The organism is Bradyrhizobium sp. STM 3557 (genome assembly GCF_045571465.1).
In the GTDB taxonomy this organism is placed as follows: domain Bacteria; phylum Pseudomonadota; class Alphaproteobacteria; order Rhizobiales; family Xanthobacteraceae; genus Bradyrhizobium.
The window spans coordinates 2,680,720-2,695,989 of record NZ_CP120697.1 but is presented as its reverse complement, the minus strand read 5'-3'; the positions used below and the strand labels follow the sequence as shown (position 1 = coordinate 2,695,989).

Genomic DNA, 15,270 nt, shown 5'->3' with positions numbered 1-15,270 from the left:
ACGCTTGGTCTTGAACGGTCTCCACGCCGCTTGAAAACGCTTTACCCCAATGCCGCCTCGTCGCGCAGCCCGAACACTCGCTGCTCTCCGGCAAAGCCCGCGATCGGAAACGCACCGAGATCGGCCCAGCCGCCGGCGCAGCCACGCGCGAACGCCTCGGATGCGACCACCGTGCGCTTCAGGCGGCCTGCGATCTTCTCCAGCCGCGCGGCGAGATTGACTGCCGGACCGATGCAGGTGAAGTCGAGCCGGTCGGCGCCGCCGATATTGCCGTAGAGCAACTGCCCGACATGCAGCGCCACGCCAAAGCGGAAGCGCTCGGTCTTTTCGCCGACGCGATATTCAAGCGCATCGACGCTGGCACGGGATTGCCGCGCCGCTTCCAGCGCGCGGCCGCAGATCTCGGCCGGGTCGCCCCCCTGCTCCGGGATCGGAAACACCGCGAGCAATCCGTCGCCCATGAACTTTAGCACCTCGCCGCCATGGCTTCGGATCGCTGCAACCTGGCAGTCGAAATAATGATTGAGGATCTCGACCACTATCTCGGCCGGCAGCCGATCCGACAATTGCGTGAAGCCGCGCAGATCCGACAACCAGATCGCCGCATGCATGGTGTCGGTGTGACCGCGCCGGATCTGGCCGCCGAGAATGCGCTCGCCGGCGCGATTGCCGACATAGGTGTCGAGCAGGATCGAGGCGGTGCGGCGCAGGCCGACGATCTCGGTGTAGCGAGACAATGCGGGGATCAATGACCGGATCGCCTGCAGATGGTCAGCCGTGAAGCCGCCGGGCGCCTTCGTGGTCCAGCTCGAGGCGTGCATCTGGCGGTCGAGAAAGGTGAGCGGCATCGCGACGTAATCGGTCGCTCCCTCCGCGCGTAGATCCATCAGAATCGGAAAGGGCTCGGAGGCGGCGCTGAGCGGATTGGCCCTCACCTCGACGCCATCGGTCACCACAGTCGCAAGCGGGCTCTGCGTGAACTGAGGCGAGTCCATGAAGTCGAATCCGACCGTACCCATCTCGACATCGCTGCCCGATCGCCAGACGAAACTGCGGCCGAAGATTTCCGGGTGCAGCGTGCGAACGAAAACGCCGACGCGCCAGAGCGGCACGCCCGCCTCGACCAGCCGCTCGCAGGCTTGCGCCATCATTTCAGCCGGAGTCGCCGCGGTTCGCGCACCGTCGACCAGCCATCCGGCGAGATCGCGTATTTTGGCAGTGTCCACCATGGTGCGTACTATGCCACCGGAGCGGCGGCGATCAAATCGCGAGTTTCATTTACCTGAATAGCGAAAGCGCGACCGAATTGCGGTCTCGTCATTGCGAGCGCAGCGAAGCAATCCAGAGTCCAAAAGGAAGTCTGGGTTGCTTCGGCGCTGACGCGCCTCGCAACGACGGCCTCGCCTAGCCAACCTGGCCGCGGTGGCGCAGCAGATGATCGGCCAGCACGCAGGCCATCATCGCCTCGCCGACCGGCACCGCGCGGATGCCGACACAGGGGTCGTGGCGTCCCTTGGTCAGGATCTCGGTCTCGTGTCCCTCGCGATCCACGGTCAGCCGTGGGGTGAGGATCGATGAGGTCGGCTTCACGGCGAAGCGCACCACCACCGGCTGGCCGGTGGCAATGCCGCCGAGAATGCCGCCGGCATTGTTGGACAGGAAGCGCGTGCCGTCATTGCCCGAGCGCATCTCGTCGGCATTCTCTTCGCCGGTCAGTTCGGCCGCCGCAAAGCCGGCGCCGATCTCCACGCCCTTCACCGCATTGATGCTCATCATCGCGGCCGCCAGATCGGCGTCCAGCTTGGCGTAGAGCGGCGCGCCGAGGCCGGCCGGCACGCCCTCGGCAACCACCTCGATCACGGCGCCGATCGACGAGCCGCTCTTGCGGATGCCGTCGAGATATTCCTCGAAGAACGCCGCCTTCGCCTTGTCGGGGCAGAAGAACGGATTGCTGCCGACCTCGTCCCAGTCCCAGTTGGCGCGATCGATCTTGTGCGGGCCCATCTGCACCAAGGCGCCGCGCACTTTGACGCCCGTCAGGATCTTGCGCGCGATGGCGCCGGCGGCGACGCGGGTCGCGGTCTCCCGCGCCGAGGAGCGGCCGCCGCCGCGATAGTCGCGCAGGCCGTATTTCGCCTCATAGGTGAAGTCGGCATGGCCGGGGCGAAACTTGTCCTTGATCTCGGAATAGTCCTTCGAGCGCTGGTCGGTGTTCTCGATCAGCAGCGCAATCGGCGTGCCGGTGGTGACCTGTGCGCCGCTGTCGGGATCGGCCATCACGCCGGACAGGATCTTCACCTGGTCCGGCTCCTGGCGCTGGGTCGTGAAGCGCGACTGCCCGGGGCGGCGGCGATCGAGATCGCGCTGGATGTCCTCCGCAAGCAGCGGAATCCGCGGCGGGCAGCCGTCGACCACGCAGCCGATCGCAACCCCATGGCTCTCGCCGAAGGTAGTGACGCGGAACATATGGCCGAAGGTGTTGAAGGACATGGTGCGTTTTCTACCAACCAGGAACTGTCATTTCGGGGCGCCTCGCAGCGGCGAACCTCAGATGCGCAATTGCGCATCGGGGAAATCTCAGGATTGTCGGACCCATATCGAGATTCCGGGTTCGATGCTGCGCCTCGCCCCGGAATGGCGGTGCGAATTAACTATACTTCTTCAGCCCATCCTCGCCGAACACGTAGACCGCGCCCTGCTGGATCGGCAGATCGACAGCGCTTTGCGGCGTCTCGAAGCCCAGCGCCACCATCAGCGCCCGCGCCGTGCCGCCATGGGCGACCGCAACGGTGTCTGTCGTGATCGTGTCATACCAGGCGCGGACGCGGCGCTCGACGTCAGCATAGGTCTCGCCACCTTCCGGCGCCAGCGTCCATTTCTCGGTCTGGCGGCGGGCGTAGAAGGCGGGATCGGCGGCCTGCATCTCCGGCAAGGTGGCGCCCTCCCACTTGCCGTAGCCGATCTCGCGCAGCCGGTCGTCGAGCGCGTAGCCGTCAGCGGACAGGCCCACCGTCTTGCGCACCAGCTCCATGGTCGCGCGCGCCCGCCCCAGCGGGCTCGCGACAAAGGGAAGCCGCTTGATGTCGCGACCGTCGCGCGCGACGAGCTGGCCCAGCACGCCGCCGGCATGGGTGGCCTGGACGCGGCCGAGATCATTGAGCGGAATGTCCTGCGCGCCCTGCAGGCGGCCCAGCGCGTTCCATTCCGTCTCGCCGTGGCGGATGTAGTAGATGGTCGGCGCGGGCATTGCAGTCGATGCGTCAGTCCTTGGAGGCCGAGCCGCCGAGCGCGATGTCCGGCGCGTCCGGCCGCTTCATGCCGACCACGTGATAGCCGGAATCAACATGGTGCACCTCGCCGGTGACGCCGCGCGACAGGTCGGAGAGCAGATACAGTGCGCTGTCGCCGACCTCCTCGATGGTCACGGTGCGGCGCATCGGCGCGTTGTACTCGTTCCATTTCAGAATGTAGCGGAAATCGCCGATGCCGGAGGCGGCCAGCGTCTTGATCGGTCCCGCCGAGATCGCATTGACGCGGATGTTCTTCTCGCCGAGATCGGCGGCGAGATAGCGCACGCTGGCCTCCAGCGCCGCCTTGGCGACGCCCATCACGTTGTAATGCGGCATCCACTTCTCGGCGCCGTAATAGGTCAGCGTGATGATCGAGCCGCCGTCCGTCATCAGCTTCTCGGCGCGCTGCGCGATCGCGGTCAGCGAGTAGCAGCTGATCAGCATGCTCTTGGTGAAGTTGTCCTGCGTGGTCTCGATGTAGCGGCCGTCGAGCTGGTCCTTGTCGGCAAAGGCGATGGCGTGCACGACGAAATCGATCTTGCCCCACTTCTCTTTCAGGACCTCGAACACCGCGTCGATGCTGGCGGGATCGGTGACGTCGCAATGGCCGAGCACGAGGCCGCCGAGCTCCGCGGCCAGCGGCTCGACGCGCTTCTTCAGCGCGTCGCCCTGATAGGTGAGTGCGATCTCGGCACCGGCCGCGCGCGCCGCTTTGGCAATGCCCCAGGCGATCGAGCGGTTATTGGCGACGCCGAGAACAACCCCGCGCTTGCCCTGCATCAAACCTGAATTCTGCGACATCCGCTTTCCCATCCAAGGTGTTGAGGAATGGACGTACACCACCGGTTCATTCCGGTACAGCCCCAAATGGTATGCGATTGTTCCACGCCCGCTGAACTGCCTTTGGCGGGCACGATGTTGCCCACTATGGCGCCGCGGAATAGCCCTGTACACCGTGGTGTTATGTTGGGCTCAAGGGGCGCTTCGCGCGATCGCGCCATCCGGACAAACCTGAGAGCCGAGAGGCGGCAGATGAGTGCGTTTCGCCAGAGCGTTGAAGCGATGATCCCGGCGCTGCGCCGCTATGCCCGCGCGCTCGCCCGCGACAGCGACGCTGCCGACGATCTGGTGCAGGACACGTTGGTGCGGGCGCTGCGCTCGGAGCGGCTGTTTCTGGGCGGCGATATCAGGAGCTGGCTCTACACGATCCTGACCAACCTCAACAAGAACCGCCGCCGGTCGCTGGCAAGGCGTCCGCAATTCGTGCCGCTTGCCGAGAACAATCCGGATGCCAGCGGCACCGAGGCGGAGGGACGCGACATCGAGCGGGCGCTGGCGACGCTGGTGGAGGAGCAGCGCGCGGTGCTGCTGCTGGTGATGCTGGAGGGACTGAGCTACCGCGAGGTCGCCGACATCCAGGGCGTGCCGATCGGCACCGTGATGTCCCGCCTCGCCCGCGCCCGCGCGCATGTCCGCGCCGCCCTCGAAGGCGCCCGCCCTGCACTGCGGAGAGTGAAATGAACGATGGCCAGCAACGTGATGACAATACCGCCGTGGCATGCTCGACCCGTCGCATGTCCATGCAGGGCGATCCCTGGGAAGTGAGACGACAGCAATGACACATCCGGAAATTCCCGTCACCGAGGACGAGCTGCACGCCTTTGTCGACAACGAGCTGCCGGCCGAGCGCCGCGGCGATGTCGAGGCTTGGCTGGCGGCGCATCCCGATGACGCTGCGCGCGTGCAGTCCTGGCGAGAGATGGCCGATGCCCTGCATGCGCGTTACGACGCCGTCGTCAACGAGCCGGTGCCGCAGCGGCTGGAGCTGGAGCGGCTGGTGCGGCAGCCGCGCCGCTGGATCTACGGCGCTGTCGCGGCCAGCCTCGTCGCTTTCATCGCCGGCGGCGCGGCCGGCTGGATCGCGCATGGCGTTGCTGCCGCACCGTCCCTGTTTCAGAACCTCACCAACGATGCGCTGGATGCGCATCGGCTCTATGTCGTCGAGGTGCGTCATCCCGTCGAGGTCCCCGGCGACGAGAAGACTCACCTGCAGCAATGGCTGACCCGCCGCTGCGGCCGAGCGGTGCATGCGCCCGAGCTGGAAGCTGCCGGGCTCAAGCTGGTCGGCGGCCGCCTGCTCCCCGGGCCGCGCGGCCCCGCCTCGTTCTTGATGTATGAGGGCTCATCCGGCGAGCGCTTCACCGTCTACGCAGCCAAGGCCGCCACTGACGCGACGCAGATGCGTTACACAACGGAGGGCGGTACCGGCGCACTGTTCTGGGCCGATCGCGGCGTGGGCTATGTCGTGAGCGGCGGCAATGACCGCGAGCGCCTAACACAGGTTGCGCGCCTTGTTTATGACCAGACCGAGAAGGTCGGTGGCTGACACGCGTGCGTTGCACATATCGCGCTGGGATGGCAGCCGAAGGACGCGGGCAAACCCATGATTCCAGTGCAGTTGCCGGCAAATTCATCGTCGGGGCAACTCACAGCCCCGCCGACGCGTGCTCTGCTGAGACAACACGCCGAGCGCGAATGTCCCAATTCCGTCATCGAAAATCTTCAATCAGGTCACCGGCGCGTCTCAATATCGCACCGAATGCTCACAAAAAAATGAGTAGCGTTCGATCCGCCGATCGACACGCACCGCGGCCTCGATTGGGGTTTGGTACCGCGCTGGTCCCCCTCTCGAGGCCGCACTTTTTTCATCGCTGCGCTCCCTCGTCGCTGCGTGGGAGGCGTTTCGATTGAAGCAGAGCGCATCCGCGATGTCGGTTCACCTCTCCCCGGTGGGAAGAGGTGAACCTCCGCTGCCGCCTGGGATCGGCCTCATCTACCCGAGATTGCTGCGCGGATTGTAGGGGTGGCGGTCGCGCCACTTCTGCATCAAGGCCTCGAGATCCGCGTCATTGCCATCCGGTAGAATGATGCGGGTGGTGACGAACAGATCGCCGGCACCGCCGGCCTTCGGCAGGCCCTTGCCCTTGAGGCGGAAGGTGCGGCCGCTCGAGGTGTTCTTCGGAATCGGAAATTCCACTGCACCGCTGAGCGTCGGCACCCGCACCTTGCCGCCCAGCACCGCCTCATACAGCGTGATCGGCAGATCGAGCTTGATGTCGCTGCCCTCGACCTTGAAGTAGGGATGCGGCGCGATCTGGATCGTGATCAGGACGTCCCCGGGCCGGTGGCCGGGCGCGCTCTCGCCCTGCCCTTTCAGACGGATCTGCTGGCCGGCGGTGATGCCCGCCGGGATCTTGACGTTGAGCTCCCTGCCGTTCGGCAGCCGCACCCGCTTCTCGCCGCCGGCGACCGCTTCCTCCAGCGTCACCGACATCGAGACGTTGAGATCGAGATCGAGCCCGATGCCGCCGGCATCGAAGTCGAACTGACTGCCGCCGCCCGGCCGGCCGCCGCGGGCAGCCCCGCCAAACATGCTGTTGAGGATGTCCTCGAAGCCGGTGCCGCCGAAACCTCCCGGCCCGCCGCCCGTGCGGAACGAATAGCTCTCGAAGCCGCCACCCGGCGAGGCACGGCCGCCACCGCCCCCCGGGAAGCCCTGGAAGCGCGGCTTGCCCTCGGCGTCGATCTCGCCGCGATCGAACTGCTTGCGCTTATCCTCGTCGCCGAGAATCTCGTTCGCCGAGTTGATCTCGGCGAACCTGGCCGCGGCCTTCGGGTCGTTCTTGTTGTTGTCGGGGTGGTGCTTCTTGGCAAGCTTGCGATAGGCGCTCTTGATGGCCGCAGCGCTTGCGCTCCGCGGCACCCCCAAGACCTCATAGGGGTCGCGCATCCGTCACGTCTCCTTACAGAAAGTCAGATACTAACCTAAGGGCTCCCCGCCCGCTTTGCATTTCATCTGGGGACGCCGTTGTATTTTTGCAACGGGTTCCAGACCCTCGAACGGAGCGGGATTCAGCCCTGCTTCCACGGCTTCATGATGTGAATCTCCCAATGGCCGCGGCGCGTGCGGCAGGCCGAGCCCTGGAGCCAGCGCTCGGTGCTGCCATTGACATAGGATGCCAGGAAATCGCGGCAGGAGCGGCCGCCGTCATCCGCATAGGAATTGGCGATCGGGGTCACCGAGCCATGCGCGCCGCTCTGCGGATTGTGCCAGGGCTGGCTGGAATCCTTGTCGCCGCGGGTCAGCACATCGGACGCCGCATTGCGGGCGAAGGCGAGATCAGCCTCGGTCGGCGTGGACACCGCCGGGTGCGGGGCGAGCGAGCCGGTCGCCTCGCCATCGAGCATGCTGGCAAACGAATTCTCCGAGCGGGACATGCTGCATCCCGCCCCCGACAGGGCGATCAGAATAAGTGTAAGCGCGGTGCCGGCGGGGCCGATCGCCGATAGGCCAATCCGACCCGATGCCTTATATAGGACCGGAACGGAACGGCACTGCAGCGCGCTCTTGGCCGCGGGTGAACGCAAAACCTGGACTCCCCTCCATGAACGACCCCACGACCATCAAACACCAGACAACCTTAACATCAGGTCACTCCGGCGATTTCACCGCGGCCGGGGAGCCCTTTGCACTTTTTGCCGAGTGGTTTGCGGAGGCGGCCAAGAGCGAGCCCAACGATCCCAATGCCATGGCGCTGTCGACGGTGGACGAGACCGGCCTGCCCGACGTCCGCATGGTGCTGATGAAGGGCTATGACGAGGCGGGCTTCGTGTTCTACAGCCACAAGGCCAGCCAGAAAGGCCGCGAGCTCGCCGCAAATCCCAAGGCGGCTCTACTCTTCCATTGGAAATCGCTGCGTCGGCAGGTGCGCATCCGCGGGCTGGTCGCACCGGTGACCGATGCCGAAGCCGACGCGTATTTCGCCACTCGGCCGAAACAGGCTCAGCTCGGCGCCTGGGCCAGCAAGCAATCCGAGCCGCTCGAGAGCCGGTTTGCGTTCGAGCAGGCGATCGCCAAGGTCGCTGCGCAATACATCATCGGCGAGGTGCCGCGCCCGCCGGGCTGGAGCGGCTGGCGCGTCGCGCCCTTGCGGATCGAGTTCTGGCACGACCGCCCGTTCCGCCTGCACGACCGCATCGAATTCCGCCGGGACGTGCCGGACGGCGCGTGGGAGAAAGTGCGGATGTATCCGTAAACCCGGTCATTCCGGGATGGTCCGAAGGACCGGACCACAGATGCGCAATTGCGCATCGGGAATCTCGATATTCCGGGCTCGACGCTAGCGGGTCGCCCCGGAATGAAGATGCAATCAATCAAGACGCGCTCCGGTCGGCCATGATGGAGACCGAGAGAACAAGAGAAAGTCCGATGCCCTCCAACCAGCCACGACGCACAATGATCCTGACCGGCGCCAGCCGCGGCATCGGCCACGCCACGGTGATCCGCTTCTCGTCCGCCGGCTGGCGCGTCATCACCTGCTCGCGGCACCCGTTTCCCGAGGAATGCCCCTGGGACGGCGGGCCCGAGGACCACATCCAGGTCGACCTCGCCGATCCCGACGACACGCTGCGCGCGATCGAGGAGATCAAGCGCAGGCTCGACGGCAACGCGCTGCACGCGCTGGTCAACAACGCGGCGATCTCGCCGAAGGGCCCGGGCGGCTCGCGGCTCGGCAGCGTCGATACCGATCTCGACACCTGGAATCACGTCTTCCGCGTCAACTTCTTTGCCCCGATCATGATGGCGCGCGGACTGATCGAGGAGCTGAAGGCGGTGAAAGGCTCCGTCGTCAATGTCACCTCGATCGCAGGATCGCGCGTTCACCCGTTCGCCGGTGCGGCCTACGCGACCTCCAAGGCGGCATTGGCGGCACTGACGCGGGAAATGGCATCCGATTTCGGCCGGATCGGCGTGCGCGTCAACTCGATCGCGCCCGGCGAGATCGACACCTCGATCCTCTCGCCCGGCACCGAGAAGATCGTCGCCGAGCAGATTCCGATGCACCGGCTCGGCACGCCTGACGAGGTCGCCAAGATCATCTACGTGCTGTGCACGGAGACCTCCTCTTACGTGAACGGCGCCGAGATCCACATCAATGGCGGCCAGCACGTGTGAGAGGTGAGGTGGCGGCTTGTCGATCGGGGAACCATATGTAAGGCTTCGAAGGTCGGATAAGCTCGCCTTCACGACCGCCGGAGAAGCCGATGGGCATCGAACTTGAACAGCCTGCCCAGGCCGGACGGATGTCCGGGAGGGATTTCCGTGCTTTTCAGGAAGGGCGTCCGGATCACGAGCGCTGGGAGCTGGTCGCAGGTGTCCCCATGATGATGACGCCGCCGACCCTCACGCACAATCGCATCGCGGGCAATCTAGAACGGCTGCTCAACGACGCATTGGCGGCGCAGGCGCCGGATCGCATTGCCCTGCAGCGTCCAGGCATTGAGCTCGGTTCCGGCGAATTCAGGCCTGAGCCGGACATAGCTGGAATCGATGCCGCGTTCGCGCCGGGCCAGCGATTCGTCGAGCAGGCCTACTTGCTCGCTGAGATCGTTTCGTCATCCGACGATATGCGCGTCCCCGAAACCGGCGCAAGATGGAGCGAAGTCAAGCGTTCGATCTATCTGGCGCATCCGGCATGCGAGGCGGTACTCATGATTGAGCAGGACCGGATGGAGGTCCGTGTCGATGTGAGAGCGGAGCCAGGCTGGACTACGCGGACGCTGGCCCTGCGGATGAATTGAACCTGCCGGGCTTTGGATTGCGCTGTGCGGTCGCTCGGATTTACGACGGTACGCCGTTGCAGCCGCGGCGGCATCAGTGACGGTCGACAAGACGGCTATGGTCTACAGTTTCTGCACCAACTCGATCCTGTAATTGTGGGTCCCGGATCGCGCTCGCGCGATTGATTTAGTTCTATTCAGTAGCAGACGGGAGCTTCGCCTGTCCGGGGACCACAACGGAGCTTGGTGCGAGCACCGACCGCGTCTCACCGATAAGCAAGCGGCCTATCGCGCCCTGCCCTCACAACATCCGTGACATCAGCAGCACCAGCTCGGCCTGGCGGTTGACGCCGGTCTTGCCGAAGATGCTCTTGAGCTGGTTGCGGCCGGTCTCCTTGGCGATGCCGAGACGGTCGCAGACATCGTTCAGCGCCTCGCCCGCCGCCATGCGCGCGGCGAGCCGCGCCTCGGCCTGGGTGAGCCGAAACGCTTGCCGCAGGCTGGCTTCCGGCGTCGTGACCTTTGCCCGTGAATCGACCAGCACGATCGCCGCCTGCGCCGGACCTAATGGATTTGCGCTGAGGCTCGGCAGCCTCAAGGGATAGGCCAGGATCGGCGGCTGCGCGGGGCGCGGCAGCGCGATCGCCGGCATCAGGCTTGCGCCGGTGCGAGCCCACAAGAGCTGATGCAGCGCGCGGTTCAGTGCGGTCGCCGCCGCCGGATCGACCGGAGTGAGATACCTGCCGACGATCCGGACGCCGTGCTCACGCACCAGCCGGTCCGCCGCGCGATTGGTTCTGATCACCTGCGTCTGGCGGTCGAGCAGCACGACCGCCGTGCCGCTGACGTCGAACGCCTCCAGCGTCGCGGTCGATGCCGCAAGGCCGAGCGCCCGCGCCAGCGCCGCGGCGCCGGCGAGCTTGCGCGACAGCTGCCCGAGTTGCCGCTTCTCGCCTGGCGAGAACGGCCCGCGTGCGATGCTGCGGTTGACCGAGACGCACCAGACATCATCGCCGGCCTGCATGTTGACGCCGGCGAACCAGCGCAGCCCGAGCGGTGCCAGGAACTCCTGATAGAACGGATGCCGCTCGATCTCGTCGGCCGGCACACAATCGCGGTCGTCGACGACGCCGACCTGGCGCATCTTCGGTACGCCATGGTACCGCTGGTCCTGCAGGTGCCAGCCATCGCGGAAATAGGTCTCGGTGGCCCGCGCGAGTCCTTCGGTGGCCGGGACGTTCGGCATATGACCACCGCTCACCGGCAGCAGCAGCGCGCCGGTCGAGTCGGTTTCTGCGGAAATGCAGCCGAGCGCATCGGTCCAGCGTGCCGGATCGAGGGCCGCGGCGGTGAAGGCCTCCTCGACCTTGTGCAAATTCCAATGTCTCATCAGGCGGCCGCGACCATCAAATCCGCCCATCGTCCGATGCGACGGAGGCGGCAATATCGTTTGGTCTCACACTACCGCGCGAGGTTCACCGCTTGGATATTCGACGTTAGTCGGCTCAAATCCGCTGCACCAACGCGTAGATCATGGCCTGGTTGGCGTCCGTGAACAGCCAGCGCACGGCAATCTCGTCCGTTGGCAGATCGGACCAGATCTTGGCCATCGCATCCTCGTTGCGATCGATCAACGGCCAGCCCATGAAGGTTTCCATGAAACCGTCGGTCTCGATCCCGCACACAATATTCGAGAACAGCAGCGTGCCTCCCGGTTTCAGCTTCCGGAACGCGGCCTCTGTCAGCCGCCGTGCAAAGGTCGCCTCGAGGTGGTCATAGAGCCCTGCAGCCGAGATCAGGTCGAACTGACCGAGCTTATGGTCATCCTCGATCAGGCCACAGGCGGTGCCGTCGCAGACCTCGACAACCGAACCGGCAAAACGCTTGCGAAGCAGCGCGAGGTTATCGGGATCATGGTCAAGCGCCACCCAGCGCGCGACACGATCGTTGGTCAGAGCTTGCGAGCAATCCGCCTCGCGCAGATGTCCCGCGGCCAACGACAGCACCGAGATTTTGCCGGCTGCCTTGCGCGCGACGCGATCGACGGTATCGGCAACGATATGCCGGCGCTCGCGCAGACCGACCGCGACCCTGGACCGGCTGGTGCAGGCGTAGATGGCGCGACCGAGCTCGGTCGCGGCCGCAATGTCGGCGGCAACGCACGGCCCGCCGTCGACGAAGTCGAGCAGCCTCGCGTCACCGGGGTAGCCGCGCGGCTTGCGGTAGGACCAGCTCGTCAGCGGATCTTGATGGACGATGCGGGCCAGCGGATGCTGCATCCAGTCGCTCTTCACCGCGCGCCACGCGCCCGCGCTCAGGGTCCGCCGCAATCCGTGCAGCCCCTGCACCAGCCGGGTCATCGCCTCGGACGCCGTCCGCTGCGAGAACAGATCCATCACCTCGTCGAACAACTCGGATGCATCATCGGCGCCATCGGGGCGCCCTAAAAACGGCAAAACCTGCGCGCTCATAATCCGCTTCCCCACTGCCGGTTCATGCCGTGCAGGGTAGCGATCATGCGCATCAGCGGCATGACCCAAACGGGTCAAAGCGCGCGGAAGACGCCACAATCACTTTGTAGTTGATCAGTGATCTCTCATCATCTTCACGGAGAGAGCCCGCGAGCCATCGCCTTGGAGCGGATCGCGATGATGAAGAGAAGATGAAGCGATGCAGGAAAATCAGGCGGGCGGCAACAATGGCCGCCCTGCCAGATCAATCACACCAGGCCGCGCAGGATCTGGGCGGCGCGCCAGCGCAGGCGCGCAGTGTCGACATTGAGCGCGCTGGAGCATTCCTCCTCACGCTCGTCGTCGCCGAGCTCGGCGCCGCAGTAACGGCAGGTTCGTGGCGACAACGCAAGCGCCGCAACGGCGACGCGACCGCGCTGATAGGCGGCGAGCTCGACCACGTTCTCCGATGCCGTTATGCGTTTTTCAACCATTGCTGCCTCTTGGCTAAGGCGCGGGTAGACGCGCCTTCCACTGTTGAAACGGCGACCGATGCATGAACATGGCATTGGGCCGCATTTCCTGGGCCTTATCGCAGAGAAGTTTCTTTCAAACGTTCAGCCCACCGCTCAAATTTTACTGGAGGAAATGGGGCAGCTTTGCAGCCGCATTGCATCGGAAATCATTGTTGACAAGGAATGATGGCGCAGAAGAGTCGCGTTTCGCGCACAAATAAAGCGAACATGAATCATCATCGTGAAAAACGTGACGATGAGGGGATCTACGGCGCACAAAATCGTGAATGCCGCAGAGAACCGAACGTCAGCTCAACTAACTATTCAGCTAGCCGGGACGAGGCCTGCACGCAGCCGCCTCACAACCACTTCTTCAGCTTGAAAAGATAATAGGGAACGATCGCCGCCGCGATCATCATCAACAGCGCCATCGGGTAGCCGTGGGTCCATTCGAGCTCCGGCATCACCTTGAAGTTCATGCCGTAGATCGAGGCGATCAGGGTCGGCGGCATCAGCACCACGGCCATGACCGAGAACAGCTTGATGATGTTGTTCTGCTCGAGATTGACGACGCCGAGCATCGCATCGAGCACGAAGGTGATCTTGTTGGACAGATAGGAGGCGTGATCGGTCAGCGAGGCGACGTCGCGCTGCATGGTCTTGAGCTGCTCGCGCATGTCCTTGGACCATTTCACGCCATCGACCGCGGCGGAGAGGAAGGTAACGAGCCGGCCGATCGAGACCAGGCTCTCGCGCACCTTCGAGGTCAAATCGCCCTTGCGGCCGATCGCGATCAGGATCTGGGAATATTGCTTGGCGTGGCCCTGGCGCTTGCTCTCCGGCTCGAAGATCTCATGGCTGACCTGGTCGACATCGGCACCGGCCCGCTCCAGGATGTCGGCGCAGCGGTCGATCACGGCGTCGAGCAGCTCGATCAGCACCATCTCGCCGGTGAGTCCGGCGGCACAGGCCCGCGCGAGCTTGGCCTCCACCACTGAAAACGGCTTGGGATGGTCGTAGCGCACCGTGACCAGCCGGTGCCCGGCCAGGATGAAGGTCACGGCCGTGGTCCGCGGCATGTCGGTGTCGGAGTGGCACATCAGGGTGGCCGTCATGTAGCGAGCGCCGTTCTCCAGGTAGAGCCGACTGGAGATCTCGATCTCCTGCATGTCCTCCCGGGTCGGCACCGCGATGCCGGCAAGGTTCTCGACCATCTTGTCCTCGGCCGAGGTCGGATTGAACAGGTCGATCCAGACCGCCTGATCCGGCAACCCAGCAGAGTCGCCCGGCGTGGTCTTCTTGAGCTGGGAGTCTGTAGGAACGAACACCGACAGCATGCGAAACTCCGGACGGAACGAGGCTCTTGCTGGATTTCAGCGGAGTCGAGACGCATCTTATCTGCCTCTCGCATTCGCCTTGTGACGCAGCTTTCAGGCCCGGTCCATCGGCTTTTGCCGTCCATGTCTCTGCTATGGGCATTTAGGACCGATGCGGGCGGCAGGAATGTCACAGATCACAGCGTTCTCGCTGAAAGCTTGCGGCAAAAAAGCCACAACCGCCGCGTCGCAGCACGCCGCCGGTCGGTCAGTGCTGGAATTGTGGCCGGTTTCCACGATAATGAAAGCCAACTGAATCGTAGCGCCAGGGCTGTGCTGACACGCTCCTGCAACGTAAAGCTTTCAACTGGAATTGGGTGCCATGTCGTCGCTGAAGGTGAAATTGGGACTGCTGGCCGCTGGCCTGATGTTGTCGGGCTGCATGCAGGGCACGCACTATGAGGCGACGAACGCTCAGGCCTTCAAGCCGAAGGACAAGGAACTGCTCGCCAAGATCCGCTATACCAACACGCCGGTTGCCGAGCCCTTCCGCCGCGCCATTGTCGACTACCATCGCAAGGAGGCGCCGGGCTCGATCGTGGTCGATTCCGACAACCACTACCTCTATTACGTGCTCGATAACGGCAAGGCGATCCGCTACGGCATTACCGTTGGCGAGGAAGCCATGGCTTGGTCGGGTGTAGCCAAGGTCGGCGCCATGACCGAATGGCCGGCTTGGCATCCGACCAAGGGCGAGATCGAACGGCTTGGCGTGCCGACCTATGTGGCGCCCGGTCCGGACAATCCGATGGGCTCGCGGGCGATGTATCTCTATGCCAATGGCAAGGACACGCTGTTCCGCATCCACGGCACCAACCAGCCGGAATATATCGGCGCCTCGATCTCCTCAGGCTGCATCCGCCTGACCAACGAGGACGCGATCGACCTCTACAACCGCGTCAAGATCGGCGCCATCGTCGTGGTGCTCGAGCCGCACAAGGGCGACTCGCCGTTCACGCCGCAGATGGCCCTGCAGGGCGGCGGCAACGTTGCGGCACTGCAATAATAGATACCTTCA

General features: G+C 64.6%; 17 protein-coding genes. 7 read left to right on the top strand and 10 right to left on the bottom strand.

Annotated elements, in window-relative coordinates:
• Positions 1-41: 41 nt before the first annotated feature.
• The 4 genes from P6U24_RS12220 to fabI all read right to left on the bottom strand — a co-directional run bounded on the left by P6U24_RS12220 (position 42) and on the right by fabI (position 4,091).
• Positions 42-1,229, bottom strand: coding sequence for an adenylate/guanylate cyclase domain-containing protein (locus tag P6U24_RS12220; RefSeq protein ID WP_407159371.1), 1,188 nt, complete (start codon positions 1,227-1,229; stop codon positions 42-44).
• Positions 1,230-1,404: 175 nt separating this feature from the next.
• Complete coding sequence (gene aroC / locus P6U24_RS12215) at positions 1,405-2,490, bottom strand: chorismate synthase (RefSeq protein WP_407159370.1); 1,086 nt, start codon at positions 2,488-2,490, stop codon at positions 1,405-1,407.
• 157 nt (positions 2,491-2,647) lie between these two features.
• Positions 2,648-3,247: a histidine phosphatase family protein gene (locus tag P6U24_RS12210; RefSeq protein WP_407159369.1), complete on the bottom strand. Its 600-nt coding sequence runs from the start codon at positions 3,245-3,247 to the stop codon at positions 2,648-2,650.
• A 13-nt stretch (positions 3,248-3,260) separates the two neighbouring features.
• Positions 3,261-4,091, bottom strand: coding sequence for an enoyl-ACP reductase FabI (fabI, locus tag P6U24_RS12205; protein WP_407159368.1), 831 nt, complete (start codon positions 4,089-4,091; stop codon positions 3,261-3,263).
• 231 nt (positions 4,092-4,322) lie between these two features.
• Between fabI and P6U24_RS12200 the strand changes: the two genes are divergently transcribed.
• Together P6U24_RS12200 and P6U24_RS12195 are read left to right on the top strand one after the other, a co-directional pair.
• Positions 4,323-4,811, top strand: coding sequence for a sigma-70 family RNA polymerase sigma factor (locus tag P6U24_RS12200; protein ID WP_407159367.1), 489 nt, complete (start codon positions 4,323-4,325; stop codon positions 4,809-4,811).
• A gap of 94 nt (positions 4,812-4,905) precedes the next feature.
• Positions 4,906-5,676, top strand: a complete 771-nt coding sequence (locus P6U24_RS12195; protein WP_407159366.1) for an anti-sigma factor family protein — start codon at positions 4,906-4,908, stop codon at positions 5,674-5,676.
• A gap of 447 nt (positions 5,677-6,123) precedes the next feature.
• On the opposite strand, the gene P6U24_RS12190 is transcribed toward P6U24_RS12195, so the two are convergent.
• Together P6U24_RS12190 and P6U24_RS12185 are read right to left on the bottom strand one after the other, a co-directional pair.
• A complete protein-coding gene (locus P6U24_RS12190; RefSeq protein ID WP_407159365.1) occupies positions 6,124-7,080 on the bottom strand; it encodes a DnaJ C-terminal domain-containing protein in 957 nt (318 codons plus the stop codon).
• 122 nt (positions 7,081-7,202) lie between these two features.
• On the bottom strand, positions 7,203-7,568 hold the full coding sequence (locus P6U24_RS12185; RefSeq protein ID WP_407159364.1) for an RT0821/Lpp0805 family surface protein: 366 nt from the start codon (positions 7,566-7,568) through the stop codon (positions 7,203-7,205).
• A 167-nt stretch (positions 7,569-7,735) separates the two neighbouring features.
• Here P6U24_RS12185 and pdxH point away from each other — a divergent pair, with 167 nt between their 5' ends.
• From pdxH to P6U24_RS12170, 3 genes are all read left to right on the top strand, one after another.
• Positions 7,736-8,386, top strand: coding sequence for a pyridoxamine 5'-phosphate oxidase (gene pdxH, locus P6U24_RS12180; RefSeq protein ID WP_407159363.1), 651 nt, complete (start codon positions 7,736-7,738; stop codon positions 8,384-8,386).
• Between the two features lie 200 nt (positions 8,387-8,586).
• The gene (locus tag P6U24_RS12175; RefSeq protein WP_407160434.1) at positions 8,587-9,306 is read left to right on the top strand and encodes an SDR family NAD(P)-dependent oxidoreductase; all 720 of its coding nucleotides are present in this window, start codon (positions 8,587-8,589) and stop codon (positions 9,304-9,306) included.
• Between the two features lie 89 nt (positions 9,307-9,395).
• Complete coding sequence (locus P6U24_RS12170; protein WP_407159362.1) at positions 9,396-9,932, top strand: Uma2 family endonuclease; 537 nt, start codon at positions 9,396-9,398, stop codon at positions 9,930-9,932.
• A 280-nt stretch (positions 9,933-10,212) separates the two neighbouring features.
• Here P6U24_RS12170 and P6U24_RS12165 read toward each other — a convergent pair whose 3' ends face one another.
• The 3 genes from P6U24_RS12165 to P6U24_RS12155 form a co-directional block, all read right to left on the bottom strand.
• Positions 10,213-11,301 (bottom strand): helix-turn-helix transcriptional regulator, encoded by a 1,089-nt coding sequence (locus tag P6U24_RS12165; protein ID WP_407159361.1) that lies wholly within the window; start codon positions 11,299-11,301, stop codon positions 10,213-10,215.
• 115 nt (positions 11,302-11,416) lie between these two features.
• The gene (locus P6U24_RS12160) at positions 11,417-12,382 is read right to left on the bottom strand and encodes a methyltransferase domain-containing protein (protein WP_407159360.1); all 966 of its coding nucleotides are present in this window, start codon (positions 12,380-12,382) and stop codon (positions 11,417-11,419) included.
• Between the two features lie 248 nt (positions 12,383-12,630).
• Positions 12,631-12,855, bottom strand: a complete 225-nt coding sequence (locus P6U24_RS12155) for a hypothetical protein (protein WP_407159359.1) — start codon at positions 12,853-12,855, stop codon at positions 12,631-12,633.
• Between the two features lie 58 nt (positions 12,856-12,913).
• Between P6U24_RS12155 and P6U24_RS12150 the strand changes: the two genes are divergently transcribed.
• Positions 12,914-13,063, top strand: coding sequence for a hypothetical protein (locus P6U24_RS12150; protein ID WP_407159358.1), 150 nt, complete (start codon positions 12,914-12,916; stop codon positions 13,061-13,063).
• 172 nt (positions 13,064-13,235) lie between these two features.
• Here the strand turns inward: P6U24_RS12150 and P6U24_RS12145 are convergent, their stop codons facing one another.
• Positions 13,236-14,213, bottom strand: a complete 978-nt coding sequence (locus P6U24_RS12145; RefSeq protein WP_407159357.1) for a magnesium transporter CorA family protein — start codon at positions 14,211-14,213, stop codon at positions 13,236-13,238.
• 361 nt (positions 14,214-14,574) lie between these two features.
• Between P6U24_RS12145 and P6U24_RS12140 the strand changes: the two genes are divergently transcribed.
• Positions 14,575-15,258, top strand: a complete 684-nt coding sequence (locus tag P6U24_RS12140) for a L,D-transpeptidase (protein WP_407159356.1) — start codon at positions 14,575-14,577, stop codon at positions 15,256-15,258.
• Positions 15,259-15,270: the final 12 nt, after the last annotated feature.